The organism is uncultured Mucilaginibacter sp. (assembly GCF_903893715.1).
Lineage (GTDB): Bacteria > Bacteroidota > Bacteroidia > Sphingobacteriales > Sphingobacteriaceae > Mucilaginibacter.
Window position 1 is genome coordinate 1 of record NZ_CAITNG010000013.1, and the last position, 23,596, is coordinate 23,596.

17 protein-coding genes, 1 tRNA gene and 1 pseudogene are annotated in these 23,596 nt (G+C 43.4%); 10 read left to right on the forward strand and 9 right to left on the reverse strand.

What is annotated here, in order from left to right; genetic code table 11:
- Nucleotides 1–437, reverse strand: a pseudogene (locus QZX97_RS01545) (gliding motility protein RemB); the annotation flags it as partial.
- Between the two features lie 311 nt (nt 438–748).
- Between QZX97_RS01545 and QZX97_RS01550 the strand changes: the two are divergent.
- From QZX97_RS01550 to gmd, 3 genes are all read left to right on the forward strand, one after another.
- Nucleotides 749–2,137, forward strand: coding sequence for a nucleoside-diphosphate sugar epimerase/dehydratase (locus tag QZX97_RS01550; RefSeq protein WP_295648884.1), 1,389 nt, complete (start codon nt 749–751; stop codon nt 2,135–2,137).
- Nucleotides 2,138–2,265: 128 nt separating this feature from the next.
- Entirely contained in the window at nt 2,266–3,534 is a 1,269-nt protein-coding gene (locus QZX97_RS01555; protein WP_295648888.1) for an NAD(P)-binding protein, read from the forward strand.
- Between the two features lie 93 nt (nt 3,535–3,627).
- A complete protein-coding gene (gmd, locus tag QZX97_RS01560; RefSeq protein ID WP_295648890.1) occupies nt 3,628–4,740 on the forward strand; it encodes a GDP-mannose 4,6-dehydratase in 1,113 nt (370 codons plus the stop codon).
- A 73-nt stretch (nt 4,741–4,813) separates the two neighbouring features.
- Here gmd and apaG read toward each other — a convergent pair whose 3' ends face one another.
- Nucleotides 4,814–5,200, reverse strand: a complete 387-nt coding sequence (apaG, locus tag QZX97_RS01565) for a Co2+/Mg2+ efflux protein ApaG (RefSeq protein ID WP_295648892.1) — start codon at nt 5,198–5,200, stop codon at nt 4,814–4,816.
- 129 nt (nt 5,201–5,329) lie between these two features.
- Nucleotides 5,330–6,322: a tRNA dihydrouridine synthase DusB gene (gene dusB / locus QZX97_RS01570; RefSeq protein ID WP_295648896.1), complete on the reverse strand. Its 993-nt coding sequence runs from the start codon at nt 6,320–6,322 to the stop codon at nt 5,330–5,332.
- A gap of 41 nt (nt 6,323–6,363) precedes the next feature.
- Between dusB and QZX97_RS01575 the strand changes: the two genes are divergently transcribed.
- Genes QZX97_RS01575 through QZX97_RS01590 form a run of 4 tightly spaced genes read left to right on the forward strand, consistent with a single transcriptional unit; the run spans nt 6,364 to nt 8,991 of the window.
- A complete protein-coding gene (locus tag QZX97_RS01575) occupies nt 6,364–7,323 on the forward strand; it encodes a CPBP family intramembrane glutamic endopeptidase (RefSeq protein WP_295648899.1) in 960 nt (319 codons plus the stop codon).
- Nucleotides 7,286–7,501: a DUF2007 domain-containing protein gene (locus tag QZX97_RS01580; protein ID WP_295648902.1), complete on the forward strand. Its 216-nt coding sequence runs from the start codon at nt 7,286–7,288 to the stop codon at nt 7,499–7,501. Before QZX97_RS01575 ends, QZX97_RS01580 begins: the two co-directional genes overlap by 38 nt.
- A complete protein-coding gene (locus QZX97_RS01585; RefSeq protein WP_295648905.1) occupies nt 7,498–8,304 on the forward strand; it encodes a phosphatidate cytidylyltransferase in 807 nt (268 codons plus the stop codon). Before QZX97_RS01580 ends, QZX97_RS01585 begins: the two co-directional genes overlap by 4 nt.
- 24 nt (nt 8,305–8,328) lie before the next feature.
- Entirely contained in the window at nt 8,329–8,991 is a 663-nt protein-coding gene (locus QZX97_RS01590) for a phosphatidylserine decarboxylase family protein (RefSeq protein ID WP_295648907.1), read from the forward strand.
- A gap of 2 nt (nt 8,992–8,993) precedes the next feature.
- On the opposite strand, the gene QZX97_RS01595 is transcribed toward QZX97_RS01590, so the two are convergent.
- The 5 genes from QZX97_RS01595 to QZX97_RS01615 form a co-directional block, all read right to left on the reverse strand.
- Complete coding sequence (locus tag QZX97_RS01595) at nt 8,994–10,868, reverse strand: M1 family metallopeptidase (RefSeq protein ID WP_295648908.1); 1,875 nt, start codon at nt 10,866–10,868, stop codon at nt 8,994–8,996.
- A gap of 113 nt (nt 10,869–10,981) precedes the next feature.
- Nucleotides 10,982–11,491 (reverse strand): glutathione peroxidase, encoded by a 510-nt coding sequence (locus QZX97_RS01600; RefSeq protein ID WP_295648910.1) that lies wholly within the window; start codon nt 11,489–11,491, stop codon nt 10,982–10,984.
- Between the two features lie 71 nt (nt 11,492–11,562).
- Entirely contained in the window at nt 11,563–12,021 is a 459-nt protein-coding gene (gene ybeY, locus QZX97_RS01605; protein WP_295664062.1) for an rRNA maturation RNase YbeY, read from the reverse strand.
- A complete protein-coding gene (locus QZX97_RS01610; RefSeq protein WP_295648915.1) occupies nt 11,993–12,427 on the reverse strand; it encodes an ATP-binding protein in 435 nt (144 codons plus the stop codon). The genes ybeY and QZX97_RS01610 overlap by 29 nt, the downstream gene beginning before the upstream one ends.
- On the reverse strand, nt 12,417–15,749 hold the full coding sequence (locus QZX97_RS01615; RefSeq protein ID WP_295648918.1) for a DUF4175 family protein: 3,333 nt from the start codon (nt 15,747–15,749) through the stop codon (nt 12,417–12,419). The genes QZX97_RS01610 and QZX97_RS01615 overlap by 11 nt, the downstream gene beginning before the upstream one ends.
- 223 nt (nt 15,750–15,972) lie before the next feature.
- On the opposite strand from QZX97_RS01615, the gene QZX97_RS01620 reads away from it, so the two are divergent.
- Nucleotides 15,973–16,046, forward strand: a tRNA-Pro gene (locus QZX97_RS01620).
- A gap of 176 nt (nt 16,047–16,222) precedes the next feature.
- A complete protein-coding gene (locus tag QZX97_RS01625) occupies nt 16,223–17,692 on the forward strand; it encodes a TonB-dependent receptor (protein WP_295648921.1) in 1,470 nt (489 codons plus the stop codon).
- On the opposite strand, the gene chrA is transcribed toward QZX97_RS01625, so the two are convergent.
- Entirely contained in the window at nt 17,689–18,816 is a 1,128-nt protein-coding gene (gene chrA / locus QZX97_RS01630) for a chromate efflux transporter (protein ID WP_295648924.1), read from the reverse strand. The two genes, QZX97_RS01625 and chrA, sit on opposite strands and share 4 nt — an antisense overlap.
- Before the next feature lie 340 nt (nt 18,817–19,156).
- On the opposite strand from chrA, the gene QZX97_RS01635 reads away from it, so the two are divergent.
- Nucleotides 19,157–23,596 carry a gliding motility-associated C-terminal domain-containing protein gene (locus QZX97_RS01635; protein ID WP_295664065.1) on the forward strand — a complete coding sequence of 1,480 codons (4,440 nt, stop codon included), beginning with the start codon at nt 19,157–19,159 and terminating at the stop codon, nt 23,594–23,596.

A 23,596-nucleotide genomic window follows, 5' to 3' on the forward strand; every position in this document is an offset into this window, starting at 1 on the left:
CCATCACCAATAAATGTTTTATCCTGCCCTAATTCAATTGTTAAAAATTTGTTAGGGGCATAACCGGCAAGGCTGGTAACGTACGACCAATCGTTAGTGTTTTTTATCGTCGACTGGCCTATAAGCGTCCGGTCTTGCCCCTCGCCGGGGATGATTTTTAAGGTATTGATGTAGTTCTGTTCATAGTTGGCAAAAGCCCCCTGGTTTTCGTACCCGCTTGTATAAAAAAAGAATTTTTTGCCAATAGTTCCGCCTGCCTGATACCCCCGGGTATTTAAATTAGGTGCGGTACCCGCCGTAAACTCGCGGCCTATCTGCAGATCGGTAATATAATCAAAGTAAAAAGTGTAATCCTTGTTTTTTACGTCAACCAGGTGCTGATCAAACAGTATGCGGTGTAGCCAGCTTCTTTTTGTTGCGTGTTGTTCTGTACTCAACAACGAATCATAAACTGTTCTTATATCACCGGAGTCGGGAATCAAAAACGGTTTGACCGAAGTGTGCAAAGCTGTATTAGGAGAATATAACCCCGTATTAAGTTTTTGATAGAATTGGTACGAATAAGGTTGATACACCAATTGTGAATAGCCTTGAAACGTAAGAGCAAACACAAAAAAACAAATGATCGATAATGTGCCTTTTTTAAAACAGGTATTTATCATAGCATAATGTAAAATGACACAATAGAACAGCAAAGCCAATTGACTGTTCCGACAAAAATAAACAATATAATTAACAGGTTGTTTTTGTGGCCGCCGACCTTAGTAAAGTTGATAAGGAAATCGAACAAATAAGGGTGTATTCGGTGGCCAGGATGGCCGAATTGATGGAAAAGCGCAACGTCGAAAAAATGATTATCACGAACGATAATCTTGAAGACGATGCAAAAAAATCGGCACTCGACGAATGCTTGGCATTAAATATTCAGGTACTTACGGTGCCCCCTGCCGAGCAATGGATATATGGTAAGCTAAATATGCAACAGGTTAAAGACCTGAAGATTGAAGATCTGCTGCAACGGAAGCCCATAACCATAGATACGACAACAATTTCTGAAGATATAAGGGGCCGACGTGTTTTGATAACCGGGGCTGCCGGATCTATCGGCTCCGAAATAGTGAGGCAGGTAATGACTTACGGTCCGGCAATGGTTATTTTGTGTGATCAGGCCGAGTCGCCATTGCACGATATGCAATTGGAGGTACAAGAAAATTATCCCGATGTACCGAGCGTGATTTTTATCGCCGATATCAGGAATTATCAGCGTATGAAGGGCCTTTTCTTGAATTATCGTCCGGAAATGGTGTTTCATGCAGCTGCCTATAAGCATGTGCCTATGATGGAGGATAACCCATCGGAAGCCGTATTCACCAACGTTTTAGGTACTAAACATGTAGCCGATTTATCCGTTGCTTTTGGCGCATCAAAGTTTGTGATGATATCGACTGATAAAGCCGTAAATCCGACAAATGTAATGGGCGCCACCAAACGGATAGCGGAAATTTATATACAATCATTAAAAAGCAAACATATAGCTAATAATGAGGTGATAAAGACCCGTTTTATTACAACTCGTTTTGGTAATGTTCTGGGCTCAAACGGTTCGGTAATACCGCGTTTTAGGTCGCAGATACAAAAGGGCGGACCAATCACCGTTACACACCCTGAAATCATGCGTTATTTTATGACGATATCCGAAGCCGTTCAACTCGTGCTTGAAGCCGGCGTAATGGGTGTTGGCGGCGAGATTTACATATTTGATATGGGCAAACCGGTTAAGATATCAGATTTGGCAATGAACATGATAAGATTAGCCGGGCTGGTGCCAGATAAGGATATCAAAATCACCTACACCGGTTTAAGGCCGGGCGAGAAGTTGCACGAAGAGCTGCTTAACCAGGAAGAGCTTACTTTACCTACGCACCACGAAAAAATAAAAATAGCCAAGGTGATTACCTACCCATATCAACAGGTTATTGACGATATTGACGAATTAATTGCATTGAACAAGCAAAACAACAATACCGCGTTGGTAGAAAAAATGAAGATGATTGTTCCCGAATTTGTAAGCAAAAACTCCCAGTTTGAATTGCTTGACAAAAAGAAAGATAGCATGATGGTTAAAACCACGGTATAGTTGAGGTGTTTTACATCTAACACTTGGAAACTAAAATCCTATATTTTTTATATATTGAGGGGTATGTCAAGGGTATCTGTTATCATGTTTTTCAAATTTATAACCACCCCAATTAAGTTTAAATATTAATGAAAAGAAAAGCCATTATAATCGGTTCGGGCATTTCGGGCTTGAGCATCAGCCATTTGTTGGCCAAAGAATATGATGTGCAGGTTTTAGAGCGGTCGGCAATGATTGGTGGCTTGATAAAATGCGACCGCATTGATGGCAATTTGTTCCATAGAGTTGGCGGCCATGTTTTCAACAGCAAAAACCCCGAAGTAACACAATGGTTTTGGGAGCACTTTGACAAGGAAAAAGAGTTTTTGTTGGCCGTTAGGAATGCCAAAATACTTTTCTCAGGCCAGCTGATTGGTTATCCCATCGAAAATTTTCTGTATCAACTCCCTCCTCATTTGGTAAAGGATATTGTAAAAGAGTTGCTCGCCATCAGCAAAGCCGGGTATAAAACACCTGATGCGTATGGTGATTTCCAATCTTTTTTGATCGGGAATTTTGGTGAAACCTTGTTCCGCTTGTATTTCGGCCCGTACAACACAAAAATATGGAATACCGACATCAGTAAAGTACCGTTGGAATGGTTGGACGGCAAATTGCCCATGCCCAATATTGATGACGTAATCATTAGTAATATTGTAAAACTCGAAGAAACTGAAATGGTGCACGCCCGGTTTTATTATCCCGTGAGGGATGGGTCGCAATTCATTGTTAATCGCCTGGCCGAAAATTTGAATATTGCAACATCCTCCAATGTGGAGTCAATAAAATATAAATCCGGTAGGGTATCCGTCAACAACGATCAGGATGCAGATGTATTGGTGTATTGTGGCGATGTAAGGATATTATCCTCAATAATTGAAACTGACAACGCAGAATTGAGTGATGCTTTGTATCAGGTTTCCAAACTACCCTCAAACGGAACATCAAATGTTTTGTGCCAAACGGACGACAATGACATATCGTGGCTATATCTTCCTGAAGAAAAATTTAAGGCGCATCGAATCATATATACCGGCAACTTTAGCCCTTCTAATAACGAAGGCTCAAATAGAAAGACATGTGTGGTGGAGTTTTCGGGTAAACACAGTGAGGAAGATATGTTGAAGGAATTAGCGCTGTTGCCGGGAAATTTAAAGGCATTAGCATTTAATTACGAATCTAACTCATACATTATACAGCAAAAAGATACACGCAGTAAGATAGAGGTTTTAAAAAATCTACTTGCGGCAAACCATATTTACTTGTTAGGCAGGTTTGCCGAATGGGAGTATTACAATATGGACAAATGCATTGAAAGTGCCATGGCATTAAGTAAAATACTGATAGAAAAAACCTGATATATTACGCAACGCAATGGTTTAGTTGCTTTTTTTGTGTTATTTTGCAAGCGACAATTGTTGTGTTATAAAAAGACAGTTTATTAGAATAGGATGAAAATAGCGTTAGTTACAGGGATTACCGGGCAAGATGGTGCCTATTTGGCGGAGTTGTTATTGGCTAAAGGGTATGAAGTACATGGTATTAAAAGGAGAAGCTCGTTGTTTAATACCGATCGTATAGATCATTTATACCAGGACCCACATGATAAACATGTAAAATTCAAGCTCCACTACGGCGATTTGTCGGACTCGACAAACTTAATCAGGATTATACAGCAGGTACAGCCTGATGAGATATATAACCTGGGTGCCATGTCGCACGTTAAGGTGAGTTTTGACACCCCCGAATATACCGCTAACGCTGACGGTATCGGTACGCTTCGATTATTGGAAGCCATCCGGATATTGGGCTTAGAGAAGAAAACGCGGATATATCAGGCATCGACATCCGAATTGTACGGATTGGTACAGGCCGTGCCGCAATCGGAAACAACCCCATTTTACCCTCGTTCACCTTATGCCGTAGCAAAAATGTACGCTTACTGGATAACCGTGAACTACCGTGAGGCTTATGGCATATACGCCTGTAACGGTATATTATTTAACCATGAAAGCCCATTGCGCGGTGAAACTTTTGTTACCCGTAAAATTACACGTGCCGTGGCCAAAATAGCATTGGGACTACAAGACGAGTTGTACCTGGGTAATCTGGATGCACAACGCGACTGGGGCCATGCCAAGGATTATGTAGAGGCAATGTACCTGATACTGCAGCAAGATGTAGCCGAAGATTACGTTATAGCCACAGGGGTTACCACACGCGTTCGAGAATTTGTGCGTATGTCGTTCAAAGAGGTAGGGATAGAAGTTGAATTTAAAGGCGAGGGTGCTGACGAGAAAGGATACGTGGTATCGTGTTCAAATGCAAAGTACCAGTTGCCGGTGGGCAAGTTGGTTGTGGCTGTAGATAAACAGTATTTTCGCCCAACCGAGGTGGATTTGTTAATTGGCGACCCCACAAAAGCAAATACCAAACTGGGTTGGAAGCCAAAATACGACCTTGCTATGCTGGTGCACGAAATGGTGAAAGCAGATGTTGACCACTTTACTAAAGAAAAATTACTCAAAGAATACGGATACGATATAAAGAATCAATTCGAATAGTATTCCATTCGGAGATAGAATAAAAAGAAAAACCCACCTTGTAGCGGGTTTTTCTTTTTATATCGGATATCACTTAATTCAATTTGTACGGTGCTATTAAATAGAACTCGGGTATTTTAACGTTGAACAAAAAGTCATCCATCAGCCTCAGCATCTGGTATTCGCCTTTCATGCTGCCGGTGTCGGTTTTTAAGTTGCAGCCCGAAACATATTCATGCGAAGCGCCGGGTTCGATAATTGGTTGCACGCCAACAACACCTTCGCCTTCAACCTCGCGTTTGGTGCCGTTCGAATCAAAGATGGTCCAATGGCGGCGTAACAACTGCACTGCAAAATTGCCGACGTTTTCGATGTTGATTTTATAGGCAAACATAAAATGATCGTTGGCAGGGTTTGAGTATTCCGGCTGGTAAATGGTTTCTACAGATACCTTAACACCTTCAGTAATTGTATTGATCATATCATGAAACTTATAATTCAAACATAAATAAAAAATTCACTTTAGTGAAACTTCCGCATCATATAAAGATCATTTTGTTCAATAATGTTTCAACGTTTTTATTGAGGTATAAATTATCGCGGTAATAATTTAAGCAGTTTCTAATGAAAACTTTTCCTGCACGCTTTGTAAAAGCTCGTATATCTCGCCAATGTTTTCGGATGATACCAGTTTCATGCGGGTTTCTTTAAAATTTTCGAGACCTTTAAAGTAGTTCGAATAATGCCTGCGCATTTCAAAAATCCCTGTTTTGGGACCCTTCCACTCAATTGATTTTTCAAGATGTGTGCGGCATACTTCAACTCGTTCTGCAATAGTGGGTTTATCCATATGCTCACCGGTCTCAAAAAAGTGTTTGATTTCGCGAAAAATCCAAGGGTAACCAATAGCGGCCCTACCTATCATCATCCCATCAACGCCGTATTCCAAGCGCCAGTTGGCAGCCTTTTCGGGCGAATCGATATCGCCGTTACCAAATATAGGTATCTGTATCCGGGGGTTCTTTTTTATCTCGCTTATCAAGCTCCAATCGGCAACGCCTTTATACATTTGTGCACGCGTGCGGCCATGTATGGTCAACGCCTTTATGCCAACGTCCTGCAGGCGCTCGGCAACTTCATATACATTTTTCGTATTGTCGTCCCAACCTAAACGGGTTTTTACTGTGACCGGCAAGTGTGTCGATTCGACAACAGCCTTCGTCATGGCAACCATTTTATCAATATCCTGCAACAAACTTGCACCGGCACCGCGGCAGGCCACGTTTTTTACCGGGCAACCGTAGTTGATGTCCATTAGGTCCGGGTTGGCTTGGGTTGAAATTTCGGTTGCCCTGCGCATTGAATCGATATCGCTGCCAAATATTTGTATCCCTATTGGGCGTTCATATTCAAAAATGTCCAGTTTTTTCAGGCTTTTGGCGGCGTCGCGTATCAAGCCTTCGGATGAGATAAACTCGGTATACATCATGTCGGCACCGTTTTGTTTGCATACAAAACGGAAGGGCGGATCGCTCACATCCTCCATCGGCGCAAGCAACAAAGGGAATTTCCCTAAATCAATATTTCCTATTTGAACAGACATGAGTATCTTTAAACGCTGCAAAAATACAAATATTAACTTATATGACAGTAGAGGCCCCGAGCAAGATGCACCCGAGCATGCAATTTTTAGTTTTGATAGGCATAAGCCTGGGTATGATGATAGCTGGCACATTGATTGGAATGGCGTTGGTTACCGTTCTTTATGGTTTGGGCACCATAAACCAGATAATGGCATTTGATACTACTGCACCAAACGTAACCACCTCGATTTGGATATTGCAGATAGCGAGCACAACCATCCCGTTATTCATTGCGCCGGTTGTTTTTGCACGATACGTGGTAAACGAGCCAAAGGCTTATCTTAAACCTGCTATCAAAATTGCTCCTGCTTTTTTTGGGTTGGTGCTTTTGGTGATGTTGGTTTCGATGCCCTTTATGGAGTTTTTGATCGACATGAACCAGAAAATGGTGTTGCCGCATTCGTTAAAGTGGCTGCAGCAATGGATGCGTGATAAGGAAGATGCTGCCACGACCGAAATGCAGGCCCTATTGCAAATGAAAACATTTGGCAGCATGTTATTTGCCGTTTTGGAAATTGGGTTATTAACTGCCATAGCCGAAGAGTTTTTGTTTAGGGGATGCGTTCAAAGTATTTTTACCAGTTGGACCAAAAATCACCATTGGGGTATATGGATAGCCGCCATTATTTTCAGCGCGTTCCACATGGAATTTTTTGGCTTTTTGCCCCGGATGGTATTAGGCGTTTTTTTTGGATATTTTGTTTACTGGAGCGGCAGCATTTGGACGGGTGTATTGGCCCATTTTATAAACAATGGTACCGATGTGGTGCTCACTTATCTGTTTCAGCAAAAAATTATTAGTTTCGACCCCGACTCGAGCCATTATAATTACATTATTGGAACATTAAGCTTGATTTTTACCGTATTTTTGTTTTTTGTTTACCAAAAGGTATCAGTAACTAAAAATAAGTTAGTTGAGCAAAATGGAAAGGGACTGGGTAAAAATCTACACTTCGAGTGATTACTACCGTTCGGAGATTGTAAAGCAAGTGCTTTTTGAGCACCAGATAGCCAGTGTGTTATTTAACAAACAAGATTTGTCGCACCGTTCCTTTGGAAACATCGAGGTATATATACATCAGGAAGATTTTAGTAAAGCCATTGAGCTTATCATCCTGAACCAAACGCTTAATTTATGAAAACTCGTGCCATAACCGGCTTCTTTTTTGTTGTTATTATGCTGGCATCGGTGCTAACCGGGCCATATATTTTCACTGCTTTTTTTACATTGCTTAGCTTTTTGTGCTTAAATGAATTTTACAAAATCGTCAAATCGGAGACAATAAACCCCAACAGGGTTGCCGGTTTAATCGGCGGCGGGTGCATATTCGCCGGGATAGGACTACATTATATACTCCATATCGATTCGAAATGGTTATTGGTTATCATACCGGTTTTGGGCAGCATTTTTATAGCCGAATTGTATAAACACTCCGAAACGCCTTTTGTAAACATAGCCTACACTATTTTGGGGCTGGTATACGCCATCGCTCCATTCAGTTTCTTTTTCGGTTTGGCATTTATTACGGGCGAAGTTTATAATAACCATTTTCCGCTGGTCTTTTTGCTGCTCCTTTGGTCGAACGATACGGGGGCCTATGTTGTGGGCCTGTTATTCGGCAAAACCAAGTTGTTCGAAAGGCACTCGCCAAAGAAGACTTGGGAAGGCTTTATAGGCGGATTATTGTTTACCGTTGCCATCAGTATCCTTATCTCCTACTACTTTAAAGATATAGAATGGCGGCAATGGGCATCAATGGCCATCCTTATATCATGCTTTGGCACCATGGGCGACCTGGTAGAATCGATGCTAAAAAGAAGCGTACATGCCAAGGATTCGGGCAGTTTGTTGCCGGGGCATGGCGGCCTGTTGGATAGGTTCGACGGCTTGTTTTTATCGGCCCCTATCGTTTTTGCTTACCTTTACTTAATTACAAATTAGTAATTTTGCACTAAATTCAATTACATGACTATCCATAAAGAAGGTTATACCTCTATCGCGCTATGCATATTGTTCATTTTTGTATTAAATGCGTTGCTGCAGTTTTATTGTCCGCAGTACGTATTTTTAAAATGGGCAATTTATATATTGTCGTTTGCGCTTTTTGTTATCATCCTCCAGTTTTTCAGGAGCCCTGCAATCAATATTACTACCAAAGATAAACAGGTACTTTGCCCGGCCGATGGCAAAGTTGTGGTAATAGAAGAGGTTGAGGAAACAGAGTTTTTAAAAGACAAACGCATACAAATTTCGGTTTTCATGTCGCCCATTAACGTACATATCAACCGTAACCCAATTGGTGGTATGGTAAAATATTTTTGTTACCACCCGGGCAAATATCTGGTAGCGTGGCACCCAAAGTCATCAACCGAAAATGAGCGTACTACCATCGCCATCGAAAACAGCAAAGGGACAATCGTTTTGTTCCGCCAGATAGCCGGTGCATTGGCGCGCCGCATTGTTTGGTATGTTAAGGAAGGCGATGTGGTTAAACAGGGCGAACAATTTGGCTTTATCAAATTTGGGTCGCGGGTAGATATTTTTTTACCGCTGGGCACCAAGGTAAACGTTGGCTTGGACGAAGTTGTTAAAGGCGGTATTACCGTTTTAGCAGAGCTAAAAGCCTGATACTATTTGGTAATGATATATACGTTATCCTTCTTGTTTACATCTGCATCGTAAGTGCCGCCTAATTCAATTTTCAAAACGGTTTTATCCGCAACAAAATCAACGGCAATGGCTTTATTGCCGTTCTTCCAGCATGATACATCACGATGAATTTTTTTTGTGGTGCCGTTGACGTAATGTATAGTCAGGTCAACCGGCACCATTTTCGTGCCGATATTGGTAATAATTACCTGATATTCCTTGTGGTTTTTTGCTGTTACCTTGGTTATCGCCTGGTCGGGCGTGCCACGGTCTAAAAACCAGTTTTTCCAAAACCAATTGAGGTTGATGCCCGATCCGGTATTCATACAATTAAAAAAATCGTAGGGCATGGGATGCTTACCGTGCCATTGTTCGATGTAATAATGCAACGCTTTGGTAAATAAGGCATCGCCCAGCATATCTTTTACATACAGGTAACCCAAGCCCGGCTTAGGGTAGCTGTTGGTTATAAAGCTGGTACCCGCCAGCTGTGGGGTAAGGGTAATGATGGGTACATCATCTTCCTTTCCGGCATCGCTTTCGTAAGTGTCGACAGCAAAATCATCAACTATAGCAGGGTTTATAATGGGCGTTATCACCCATTCGCCAATGGTGGCCCAACCCTCGTCCATCCAGCCGTATTTTGTTTCGTTAGTGCCCATGTAAAACGGAAACATGCTGTGAAATATCTCATGGTCGGTCAGTTCAATAGCGTCGGCCACTTTTTCGAGCGGGTTATCGTTGCACATCATGGGGTATTCCATTTGGTCCAATCCATCAAAAACGGTTTCGTGCGGGTAAGGGTAGGGCCATTTAGGGAAGGTGAAGCTCATCGCCTCCACCGTTTTACGGGCGTACCCCGCCACTTCGTAAAAATCTTTATGGATAGGGTTAAAAACCGCATCGGTGCGCGTGCGGCGGCCAGTAACCGAATCGACAACCAAACTTGCCGCTTTCCATATATAATGATCGCTTAAAGCAAAAGCCATATCTGGAACATTATCGGCTTCAAACTTCCAGGTGTTGAATGCTTTTTTTTGGGTGACGCTGCCGTTGCTCAAGTCGGCAGGGGTAATGATGTCGGTTACCGTATCCGTCTTTTCGGCCAGTTGTATGCGTTTAATGATTTTATCGGTATATACTTCTTCCGGGTTTTTTAAATCGCCGGTAGCCCAAATGGCATACGTGCCGGGTACGGTAATTTCGGCATTGAAATGGCAAAAATCATTATAAAACTCTTCGTTGCCTAAATAGGGGTATTTGTTCCAACCGTCGATGTCATCATAAACTGCTATGCGAGGAAAAAAGTAAGCGATGAAATAGGTGCCTGAGTCAACCTGACCTGTGCGTACATGCGATGTGCGGTTGAGCGTATATGTATAATCAATGGTTACGTGTAGCTTTCCTTGCGGCAAAAGAGGCTTAATATCGGCCCTCATATTGGTACCATCGATGGATAGCTTTGATAAATCCTGATTGTTTTGGTCGATGCTCATTTTATTGAGCTTTACGCCATCTGTCAAATCAGCTGCTTCGACTTTGAAATTGCGCAACGAGCTTTTCTCGAAGAAATTGGGGTATAATTTAAAAACCAATTGTTTTAGAGTATCGGGGCTATTGTTGGTGTAGTCAATATCAACCGTTCCGTTCAGGATGCGTGTAGTTGGCTCAAAATTTATTTTAATGTTGTAGCTGGCCGAATTTTGCCAGTACAGTTTACCGGGCGCGCCGCTGTATGAGCGCGTGCCTTTATTATACGCGGCCTCAATATTTAACGGGCCTATTAAGGTTGTTTGGGCGAAACCTGCGACCGATACAAGCAGCAGTATAAAAAGAATTTTGTGTTTTAACATCATGAATAAATGGAACCCGAAGTCAATATAATGAATATTTTGATTTTTTGTTTGATGTAGTGATAACAGAGGAAGGCAATGGCATAAAAAAAGCGCTTGTTAAGCGCTTTTCGTTTTTAAAGTTCTTTGGTTATTTGCGGGTCGAGCGGCTCAACTGTTGAGCGATAACGGTGTATCAATTTGCCGTTTTCGTCAATCAGGAATTTTTCGAAGTTCCATTTTATTTCGCCTGTAAAATCGGGGTTGGCCTCTGCGGTAAGATATTTAAACAACGGGTCGATGTCGTCGCCTTTTACACTTATTTTTTGGCTTAGCGGGAAGGTTACGCCGAAGTTTTTTGTACAAAACTCTTTTATCATGGGGTTTGTGCCCGGCTCCTGACCGCCAAAATTGTTTGCCGGGAAACCTACCACAACCAATTTATCTTTGTACTTGTCGGCTAATTTTTGCAATTGCTCATATTGGTAGGTATAACCACATTTTGAAGCGGTATTTACAACCAGTACTTTTTTGCCTTTGTATTTTGCCAAACTGAAATCCACCCCATCGATAGATTTTAGTTTGAAATCGTAAACCGATGCCGGCACCACAAATAACATAATGAACAGGACAACAAGTGTTTTCATTTTTTAAGTTTTTTTAATTGAAACAATTTTACTGATTTTTGACGGAATCACTATAAAAAACTAACTGGTAGCTAAAATTTTACCTTGTCAAGATAAAAGTCCTCTTTCTGTGTCATCAAAGCTTTGTCTTTTTTGCTTTTATCCTTATAACCAAGCAAGTGCAAAACACCATGAATCATTACCCGTTGCAGTTCGTGTGTGGCATCTATCCCAAAGGTCAGCGCGTTTTCGCGGATACGGTCGACGGAAATAAATATATCGCCGGCAATACTTTTTTCGATTTCGGAGTTGTCGAACGTAATGATATCGGTATAGGTATCGTGGTCCAGGTACTGCTGGTTGAGCCCTATGAGGTACACATCCGAGCAAAAAATATAATTGATTTCGCTTAACGAGGCCCCTTCGTTAACAATGGTCTCGTTTATCCATTGGCGAAGGGCTGTTTTGTTTTTAGGTTTAAACTTTATATCCTCTTCAAAAAAAAGACAGGTATGCGCATTCCTATATCTTAAAATGCAGCTCAACCTCATTACCGGCAGCATTAAAAATACATTGATCTGCCAGTTGTTTGATGATGAATACACCACGACCGGTCAGGTTCTCGAGGTTTTCGGCTGCGGTAGGGTCGGGCAAGTGGTTATAATCAAAGCCCGTGCCTTCGTCGGTAACAGTCCATATAATGCGTTTGTTGTCAACTTCGGCATTAACAATAACTTTTTTATCGGCTTGTAATTTATTACCGTGTACAATAGCATTTATAAAAACCTCGTTTAAGCAGGTCATCATATTGGCAAAAGTGTCATCGGCAATGCTATACTTGTCGGCTAAGTCTTCAATCAGCTTTTCAAGCGCGTTAAGGCTTTCCATTTTTGATGGCAGTTGCAAAGTAAACAGTGCCCCCGTATCTATTTTGGCTTCTTCCATGTTATTTGCCATTAATTTGATCAAAATATATCTTCACTTTAGATTTATAATAGTAGTTCAAGGCCGGGGGTACGGTCTGTATCTGTTCTGTTTGTTTGTTTTTCATTACCTGGTAGTTTTGCAGAGCTTTTATGTAACCCGGAGGGATGTCTTTGCCGGCGTTGCTTTCGCGTTGCTTATCCTGCTCCTGCTCTTGTTCAGCCTTTTCAGCTTCCAATAGCCGGGTTTGTATTTGCTGTTGCCTTTTCAAAGTCTCATCCAATATTCGTCTGTTTACGAGATCTTTTTCAGTTTGTTCCATTTGTTTCGCAATATTATCCAAATCGCCCGCGTTTTTTCCCCCGCTTTTCATCTGCTCATTGTTAAATTGCTGCAATTGTTGCCTTATTTGTTGCTGCTCGCGGGCCATTTTAGCCAGCTGCTCGCTCATGCCTTCCTGTCCTTGCCGTTGTGCCGATTTGCCCTGATTGCCTTGTTGTTGCAACTGGTCGCGCATTTTTTGCATGTTCTGGTTCAACTGTTGTTGCATTTTGCGCAATTGCGACATGGACGATGATTTCTTTTTGCCCTTGCCACTTTTGGCATTCTTCATCGAATTTTGCATATTTTCCAAAGCCTCTGCCAACATTAGTGCCAAATTGTTCATGGAGGTCATGGCATATTGCTGATTTCGGTTGGCTTCGCCCGTACGTCTGTCGCCCAAACTGGCTATAGCCTGGTCGATATTGGTGTTTATGGTTGCAACTTCTTTGTTTACTGTTGATTGTATTTGTGGAACACGTTTACTCAACGAATATAAACTATCTTCCACATTTTTCATATTATCCTTGATATCTTTTTGTTTTTCTGTCCAGCTGATGTAACTCGGATCGTTCGGACTGATGCCACGAAGCGTTTGCATAGTTTTTTCTTCATCAAATGAACTGTTTACCAGATTTTTAATCAGCTCGCGCAGCTCCTGCACATTTATCTCAGCCGCGTTCTCTTCACTGTCCTGCTCGTCTTGCTGCATCTTTTCGGCCATCTGTTTCATCTCCTGGCTTGCATCCTGTTGCTCTTTGGATGCATCTTGTTTGTTGTTTTTGCTTAGCTTGTCCGAGCTTTTGTTCATCTTGTCGTCAATACTCTGCTCCTGTTTTTTTGGGTTATCGAAGTTGTTTTTCTGGTCGAGGTCTTCGTTTTTCTTTTGCAGTTCATCCAAAGCTTTTTCTACATCTTTAAAATCCTGGTTCAGTTTATCCTGTTGTTGCTGCAAATCTTTCGCGTCGCTGTTTGGTTGTTTGCTCTGGTCGGATAGTTTTTTTTGGTCTTCGGCCAGCTTGTTCAGCTTGTCAATATTCTGGTTGAGTTTTTGGTCGAACTCCAGTTGTTTATACAACTCCAGCATGCGGTCGAGCTCTTTTTTCAACGTTTTGCTGTCGGTCTGCATTTTTTGTAATTGGTCCTGAGCTGGGTCTTTTTGGCTCTGGTCCAGTAATTGTTGCAGGTTTTTTAACAGTTCGCGGGTCTTTGGGTCCAGTACATTGTCGAACAGGTCTTTTATCTGTTTCTCTTTTTCCATTATCTGCGCGTCTTCCTGCTTGTTCTCCTGCCTGTTGTATAAGTTTTGTTTGTTTTCTTTCTGTATATCCTGTACCAGGTCTTCCAGTTCCTTGCGTTTTTGGAGCAGGTCTTCTATTTGTTTTTTTTCATCGAACGAAAGCGAATTTTTGTTCAACAACATTTGGTTAAGTTTTTGCGCATCGCGCTCAACTTCTCCGGATAGCTTAATGGCCGACTGCATTTTCTCTTTAACAGATTGTGTACCGGCATCAAGGGCTTTGTTCAGTTCCTGTTCAGTTGGCATCCGCAAAGCGCGTTCGGGGGTACGCGCGGTTTTGGGGCCGGTTACACCATTGTTATCGGCAACCTCAAAGTAATAAGTAACCTCATCGCCGGGTTTAACGCCAAGTTCTTTCAAGTCCCAAAAATAGAAAAATCCGGTTTGTGTGGTGCTCAAATCGGCTTTCACGGTCTTGGTTATCATTGCCGGCTTTTGGTTATTATGAGCATCCACCTTATAGTGAAACGTGAGTGACGAAAAACCATGGTCATCCTGGATATTACCATTAAAATATAATGCCTTGGAACTGATGGAATCTTGTTTTTCCTCAACCGAGATCGTAGGTGGCTGATCGGCTATTACATTGAGGCGATACGATGCCGAATCGCCGTTGGTTACCGCGCGGTTAACGGCTTTGAGCGTATAGGTTGTTGGCAACAACACGCGTTCGTTATGTACAAAAATATTATCAGCCGGTTTAAGGTAATCCGCATGATTGTTCATTTCGAATAAAACGGCATCAGCATTTTGGGTGTGCAATTGCCAATGCACGGTAGTACCTTCGGGGATGTTCAGGTCGCCGGCGTTGTTTACATGCTCTGCTGCTTTATGCAGATAGGCAGGGTATTGCAAATCCACATCAAAATGTAACAGCGATGGTTTGAGGTTAACGCTTATCTCATACTCCTGCGATTCGAAATCATTACCGCTCAGTTTAAAACGGACATTTTGCTGCAGGTTGGAGAAGATATAATGAAACTTGCCAATATTCTCCTTGTCGAGCTTAAACGTATTGTTGCCGGTTTCGAGATATACGTCGTTCGGAAACTTATCGCCGGTGAGTTTAAGGTCCAATTTAAAATCGTCGCCCTGCACAGCTGCCAATTTTGCGTTGGTAACAACGAATTGGAACGGTGCTTTTGGTGCGAAGTATTGGTTGTGTTTGATCAGCCTTTCGGTACTATCGGTCAATACCGAAGGAACGGTAAAAGCCAATAACACAATTATTGCCAATGGCGCGATTGCCCATTTCAGATACTTTGTATTTTCTTTGATACGAATGGCCGAAGGGAAGCTTACAGGCTTTAACGCCCCGATTTTTTGGTCGATACTGGCCTCGATAAGGCTGCGTTGGCCGGGTGTTTCGTCGGCTAGACGTTTTAGCTGGAGGGTATTGAGCAGTTTATCCTGTATGTCGGTAAAATGAGTTCCAATAATTTCGGCAGCTTCGTCGTGCGATATGACACTGCCCAACCTGAAATAAGCCAACAGCGGCGGGAAAACCAACCAAAAAAATACACCGAGATTGAGCAAAATATAGCCAAAAAAGAGGCAACTGCGCAATATGATGCTAAAATTGCCAAAATACTCGCTTAATACAGTAAGTATGTAAGCAGTAAAAATAGTCGCACCCAAAAAAATAGCACCTCTGAGCAGTTTATTGAGATAATACCTGCGTATAAAGGTGTCGATCTTTTGAATCAGCAGCTCATAATTACTGTTTGCGGACATAGGCAAGTTTAGTATGCTAATATAATAAAGTTTGTTTAAAACGATAATAATTGTCGCATATTTCTATCAACACCAAGAAGATTTTATTTGTATATTTTTTGATGTGCTATTTTTTATAAATTTGTTGCCCTTTCGGGATGTGGCGTAGCCCGGTATCGCGTCCCGACTTTGGTCGGGAGGGCCGTGTTTGCAGGTCATTTTGATAGGGTTTTATATTTAATTTCGGGATGTAGCGTAGCCCGGTATCGCGCCAGCATGGGGTGCTGGAGGTCGTGGGTTCGAATCCCGCCATCCCGACTTGAATCGGAAAAAGCTTTAACAATGGTTAAGGCTTTTTTTAATTTTGGAGCTTTTGAATATTCAATTCAAAAATGAAACCCGTTTCGTGGCTTTTTGTAATTTATCCTGACCATTTCTGTAAAAAACCGTATTTTTATGCATCTTATCAATGCAAAAAACAAAAGGGCAATAACATGCAAACCATTCATAATAAAGAAATTGGGACTAAACAAAAAGCGCTTGCAATTAACCTGGACCCCAAGATTTATGGCTCGTTTGCCGAAATTGGTGCCGGGCAGGACGTTGCGGCCAATTTTTTTAAAGCCGGGGCATCATCGGGTACTATTGCCAAAACCATGTCGGCTTATGATATGACCTTTTCGGATGCCATATACGGCGCGCAACAAGTGCGCCGGTATGTAAGCGAGAACCGATTGAAATCAATGCTCGACCATGAGTATGGCTTATTGATAGAGCGCCTGGCCGAACAACGCGGCGATACGACCACTTTCTTTTCGTTTGCGGATACACTTTCGGCACTTAATTACCATAAAACCAATGAGGGGCATGGCTGGATGGGGGTGCGTTTTCAACTCACACCCAACGGCGAGTATAACGATGTAGTGCTGCACGTAAAACTGCTGGACAACGACAATAATTTGCAACAACAGGCAGTAGGTATTCTGGGCGTAAACCTGATGTATGCCTGTTTTTACTATCACGAAAATCCGCCGGTATTTTTGCTTTCGCTGATAGACGACTTATCGAAAGACCGCATACAAATCGATATGATACGTTTTGAGGGTCCCGATTTTACCAAGGTAGATAACCGCTTGATGAGCCTTCATCTGGTAAAATACGGATTTACCGATGCGGCGGTATTTGGCCCCGATGGCAAGAACCAGCAACCCAGCGAAGTGCTGTACAAAAAGCATATTGTTGTGATACGCGGGCGTTTCCGTCCTATTATCAACGTGCATTTGGATATGCTGAGCACGGGTGTTAAACAGTTTTTGCAGGAACCTGAGGTTGACAGCGCCAATGTGGTAGTGATTACCGAGTTAACCCTGCAGGCATTAAAGGAACGCGATGCCAACCCAACTGACGAGATAGATGAAAAAGATTTCCTTGACAGGGTAGATATCCTTTGCTCACTGGGGCAAACGGTATTGATTTCAAACTTTCATGAGTATTACAAACTGGTGTCCTACTTATCCAAAATAACAAGATTAAAAATGGGTGTGGTATTAGGTTATCCTAATCTGGAGTATATTTTTTCGGAAGAGCATTATCAGGATTTGCAGGGTGGCATTTTGGAGTCGTTCGCGACGCTGTTCAGCCGAAATGTGAAGCTGTTTATCTACCCCACCCTTCGCGATGGGGTGATATGGAACTGTCTGAGGTTTCATCCGCCGGCACACCTGATTGATTTGTATCGTTACCTTATTGCCAACAATAAAATTGAAGACATCAGGCATTATAACGAGCAGAACCTGAGCATACAAACCGATAAAGTATTAGAACTGATAAAGCAAGGCGCCGAGGGTTGGGAGGCATACGTGCCTGCCGAGGTTGCTACCATGATAAAAGACCGTTGTCTGTTTGGTTACCCGTGCGAGGTTGAACCGGTAAAAGAAGTTGCTTCGGCTGCCAACAAGGCTTAACCCATTAGCAATAAATACCCGGCTACGGACCCACCTAAAATAATAAACGCACTATTCAATTTGTTAAACCTGAATAGGATTACCGCGCTACAAAGCGCTATCAAAATTTCGCGCCAGTTAGTGAGACTATCTTTGCCCAACTGATAGCAAACAACCAGTATCAAGGCTATTGAGGCTACATTGACCGCGTTTAAAAACGCTGCGAACAATGTTGAGCCGCGCATGATGCGCACCACCGGATTTAGCAAAGCAACAAACAGGAACGAGGGTAAAAATATACCAATGGTAGAAATTATAGCGCCGCTTATGCCATTTACCTGATAGCCGATAAAAGTAACCGATGAGAACACAGGCCCGGGCGTAAATTGGCCAACTACAATGGCATCTATCAGTTGCCGGTGCGATATGATGCCTTTGCTAACCAATTCCGAATCGAGCAGAGCGAACAGTACATAACCACTGCCGTAAAGAATGGCGCCGATTTTTAAAAAAGAGAGGAACAAACTAATGTTCTTCGGACTGAAAAACTCAGTATTATTTGCTAGAAAAAGTGGCAGCAGTGTCATTGGTGAGCCTTTCATTTTGATACGGATGGCCGCGAGCCCCATAGCCACAAAGCCGGCCCCAAACAATACCAATATCTGCGAAAAGCCTAACAAACATAAAACGATGGCCGTGGCGCCGATGACGCCTAATTCAACGGTTTGCAGGGACTTTTTTGCCAATGGGTAAATAGCCGCTATAATTACCGCAATGACCGCGGGTTTTACGCCGTAAACGAAAGGTTGTATTTGGGGTAATTGCCCATAAAGTTTGTACAACCATGCTATGCAGCCGGTAATCAACACGGCAGGCAAAATAAAACACAGCCCGGCGATAATCAACCCGCGCCATCCGCCACGTTCCTGGCCAATATGGATGGCCATTTCGGTGCTGTTTGGGCCGGGTATCAAACTGGTTGCGCCCACCAGGTCGAGGAAGTGTTGATCGCTCATCCATTCCCGCTTTACCACGGCTTCCTGACGCATCATGGCGATATGTGCTGCGGGGCCGCCAAAGGCCGTAAAGCCTAATCGTAAAAAGAAAACAGCAAGTTCTTTCAGGTTTTTTTTCTCGTCCGGCATATTTTGCCCGTTATGTTAAATGGGTAGGTTATCGTTATTTACTAAAATGGAGGCAATATCGTAAAAAATGATGCAACAATTTAAAGTTAACAATAAGGTTTTGTTACCAAATGTTACGAAAAAATAAAAAGGTTGCTTTTAAGAATGTTAACCTGTTAAAATGAAAAGATTTATTTGTTGACTAACTACGTTTATCATATAAAGAAATTATATTTATAGCATTATTATTATAAAGGAAGAAATGCGTTTAACCTTGCTGATTTTTTTGGGGTTGTTAATTAGTGTAGGAGTTATAGCGCAGGCGCCAAATATTTCTTCATTTAGCCCTTCTTCAGGCCCCGTGGGAACTCTGGTTACCATTAATGGAACTAATTTAAATAGCCCGACTGCATTTTCGATTGGCGGGGCGACAGCAATTGTGATATCGAATACCGGCACCCAATTGGTAGGCATGGTAATGCCCGGAGCGGTAACAGGAAATGTATCCTTAACTACAGCCGGGGGTGCCGGTTCCGCCGCAGGAGCTTTTTCGGTAGTAGCAACTTCATATCCGGCTATACAGCAAGGCGGCAAGCTATTGGGTACAAATAACATAAGGGCCGGATTAGGTTATTCAGTGGCTTTAAGCGCTGATGGGAACACAGCGGTTTTAGGCGGCTTTACCGACAATAGCAATCAAGGAGCGGTTTGGGTATACGTGCGCAGTGGTGGGATATGGACGCAGCAAGGGAGCAAACTTGTAGGTACCGGTTCGGCAGCTCAGGCCGAACAGGGTACATCTGTTGCGATAAGTGCCGATGGTAATACAGTTGTTGTTGGCGGCTATATGGATACGCCACCAGGAGGAGCGTGGGTGTTTTCGCGGAGCGGTACCACATGGACACAACAGGCTAAGCTAATTGGCACCGGGTACACGGGTGCCGGAGCAAGCCAAGGGGCATCAGTATCGATAAGTGCTGACGGGAATACTGCGATAGTTGGAGGACCCGGCGATAATAGCAACCAAGGTGCGGTATGGGTATTTACGCGAAGCAATAGTGTATGGTCGCAAAAAGGTAATAAACTTGTAGGCGCCGGAAATTCTGGCGCGGCTTTTCAGGGCAATGCGGTTGCCATCAGTGGCGACGGCAATACCATTTGTGCTGCCGGATATGTCGATAACTCGAGCCAGGGTGCCGTTTGGATTTATACATTAAATGCGGGAAGCTGGACACAGCAAGGAAGTAAGTTGGTAGGGACCGGAAATGTAGGAGCGGCAAACCAAGGCGTTTCGGTGGCTCTAAGCGCTGATGGAAATACAGCTTTGGTTGGAGGGTATATCGATAATAATCATCTTGGCGCCGCATGGGTGTTCAGCCGTAGTGGTACTATTTGGGCACAACAGGGCAATAAATTGGTGGGTACAGGTAGTAGTGGGTCGATAGTGCAACAAGGTTTTTCGGTTAGTTTAAGTGCTGATGGAAATATCGCCATTGTTGGCGGGCACTATGATAATAACAATCAGGGATCTGTTTGGGTGTACAGCCGTGCCGGCATTTCTTGGACACAGCAAGGAAACAAACTAGTAGGGACGGGCGGCACAGCAACAGCCTTGCAAGGCGAGTCGGTTGCTGTTAGTGCAGATGGAAATACATTGATAGTGGGTGGCACGGGCGACAACGTAAATACAGGTGCAGCTTGGGCCTTTACGGATGCACTTTCGCCTATTGTCACAACTCAGCCCGCTACAGCGGTTACGGCTACTGGCGCTACTTTAAACGGCATCGTTAACGATAATGGAAGCATTACGACCGTAAGCATTGAGTACGGCACTGCCTCAAATCTTGCGGGGTCGACGATTGCAACGCTAAGCTCGGGTGTAAGTCCGATTGCCTCTGGTACAGGCAATGTAAGTTTTACGAGTGTACTGACGGGCTTAATACCAAATACCAATTATTATTTCAGGATAAATGGGGTAAACGGAAGTGGTACCGCAAACGGGGCAATACTGAGTTTTACTACACAGTCGGGAGTGCCAACAATAACATCTTTCAGCCCGTCATCATCTGTTTCCGGGTCAACAATAACCATTACAGGAACAAACCTGCTTGGTGTAACCTCGGTCAGTATTGGCGGGGTGATGGCAACATCGTATACCATTGTTTCGGCCACAACCATTACGGCGGTAGTGGGGATAGGGGCAATGTCTGGGAATGTATCGGTAACCGGGCCGGGTGGTGCGGTTTCATCACCGGGCTTTGTATTGTTGACTGCGCCAAATATATATTATCAAACGCCGCAAAATTACATAACCGGTGCAGCCATAACGCCTTTATTGCCTGTTAATACAGGTGGAGCGGTGCCTGCAACAATTTATGGGCAGGTGAGCACTTTTGCGGGGAGCGGCGCATCTGCGTTTATAAATGGGACAGGTAATGCCGCAAGTTTTGATCACCCTTATGGTGCGGCAATCGATGCTTCTGGTAGCCTTTACGTAGCCGATTGTTTCAATCATGCAATTAGAAAGATCAGCTCCTTGGCTTTTGTTAGTACGCTTGCAGGAAGTGGGTTCCCTGGGACAGGCAATTTTGTTGGTACATCGGCTAGTTTTAATTATCCGGGAGGCGTAGTTGTTGACGGTACAGGAAATGTTTATGTGGGTGACCAAACCAATAATTTAATCAGGAAAATTACGCCGACTGGTGCTGTTAGTACATTTGCGGGTAATGGCTTGCAAGGCTCTAACAACGGAAGCGCAGGGATCGCGAGTTTTAGCAGCCCGGCGGGTTTGGTATTCGACGCAGCTGGCAATTTGTATGTAGCCGATAGAATGAACAATATGGTGAGGAAAATCACACCTTCGGGCGTTGTCAGTACTTTTGCCGGAAGTGGTGTAACATCAGCTGTAAATGGAACGGGTACGGCAGCCGGTTTTTATGGCTGTTCAGGCTTGGCTATTGATCAGGCGGGTAATTTATATGTCGCAGATCAAGACAATCATATGATCAGGAAGATAACCTCCACGGGGGTTGTTACGACTGTTGCCGGAAGTGGAAGTATTGGCAATGCTAACGGGTTAGCAACATCTGCAAGTTTTAACCAACCTTTTGGGGTTGCTGTGGATGTTAGCGGTAATATTTTCGTCGCTGATGAGTTTAACAACCTAATTCGGAAAATTACACCTGTTGGCTTGGTGAGTACACTGGCAGGTAACGGCTCAGCTTCATCAATAGACGCAGTAGGTTTATCGGCAAGCTTTAACTATCCATCAGGCGTTACGTTAGATGGTTTGGGTAATATGTATATTACTGAAACCGTAGGAAACAAAATCAGGAAGATAATATTGACCGGCTACACCATCGATAAGACACTACCAACCGGATTGAGCTTTAGCCCAACAACTGGCATTATCAGCGGGACGCCTACCGTAGCTTCGCCGGCAACGGTTTATACCATTACGGGCTACAACGCAGCTGGCAGCAGTGTTACTACGGTAACCATTGCCGTGGCCAGTCCAAAAACTATTACTTTTACCGGAGGTAATTCGACCACAATCACTAAGAACTACGGAGACCCGGACTTTTTGCCAAACGCTACGGCAAGTTCGGGTTTGCCTGTTACTTATACCAGCAGCAACCCGGCGGTAGCTACTGTTACGGCTGGAGGAAATATACATGTAGTGGGCGTGGGTACTACAGTTATCACCGCAACGCAACCCGGCAATTCAACCTATTTGCCTGCTGTATCGGTTATCCAAACAGTTACGGTATTGCCTGTGCCGCTAACTATTTCGGCACCCGTAAGTGTGAGCAGGGCTTATGGTACGCCCAATCCTGTTTTTATCGTAACCTACACAGGTTTTGTTAACGGAGAATCATTTGCGAACCTGACTATACAACCAACCATTAGTACCACAGCAACCGTCAGTTCGTTACCGGGCACTTATCCTATTACTGTTACAGGTGCGGTTGATCCTAATTACACTATTTCTTATGTACCGGGCGTGCTTACTGTTATTGCAGCGCAACGAGCGCTCACCTTTGGCCCGATATCTAACCTAACCTATGGTGGCCCCGATGTTGACCCGGGAGCAACGGTGGATTCGGGCGACCCTGTGATGTACACCAGTTCCAACCCGGCAGTAGCCATTATAGTGAATGGAAAGATACATATTGTGGGCGCCGGTACTGATACCATCACGGCTACTGTGCCCAACAAGCCGGGCTATGTCAATGTAGCGCCCGTGTCGCAAAAACTGATCATCAATAGAGCAATGCAAATTATTACGTTCGCGCCGATTGCAACGCAAACTATGGGCAGCCCCGATATTATGCTAATTGTTACTTCCGATTCAGGATTGCCGGTAACGCTCAGCTCATCAGATCCTACTATTGCTGTAATAAATGGTTCGATGTTAAAAATAACAGGCGTTGGCACGGCTACCATTACGGCTACCCAGCCGGGTAACGCAAATTACCTGCCTGCTACCGCGACGCAAACCATTACTATTATTACGATGGGAACCATTACCGTAGCAAGCAATATTGTGCCCAACGCGTTTACGCCCAATGGCGATGGTGTTAATGATAATTGGGATATTCCTTTTTTAATTAATTATCCAAATTGTTCAGTAAAAGTATTCTCGCGCAGGGGGCAAATGGTATTTTCCTCTGTAGGCTACCCCACACCTTGGGATGGAAAGTACAATGGTACGGTATTGCCTGTGGGAGCATATTACTACATCATTGATACAAAGGATGTATTAGGTATTTTATCCGGCACTGTTAACCTGATTAAATAG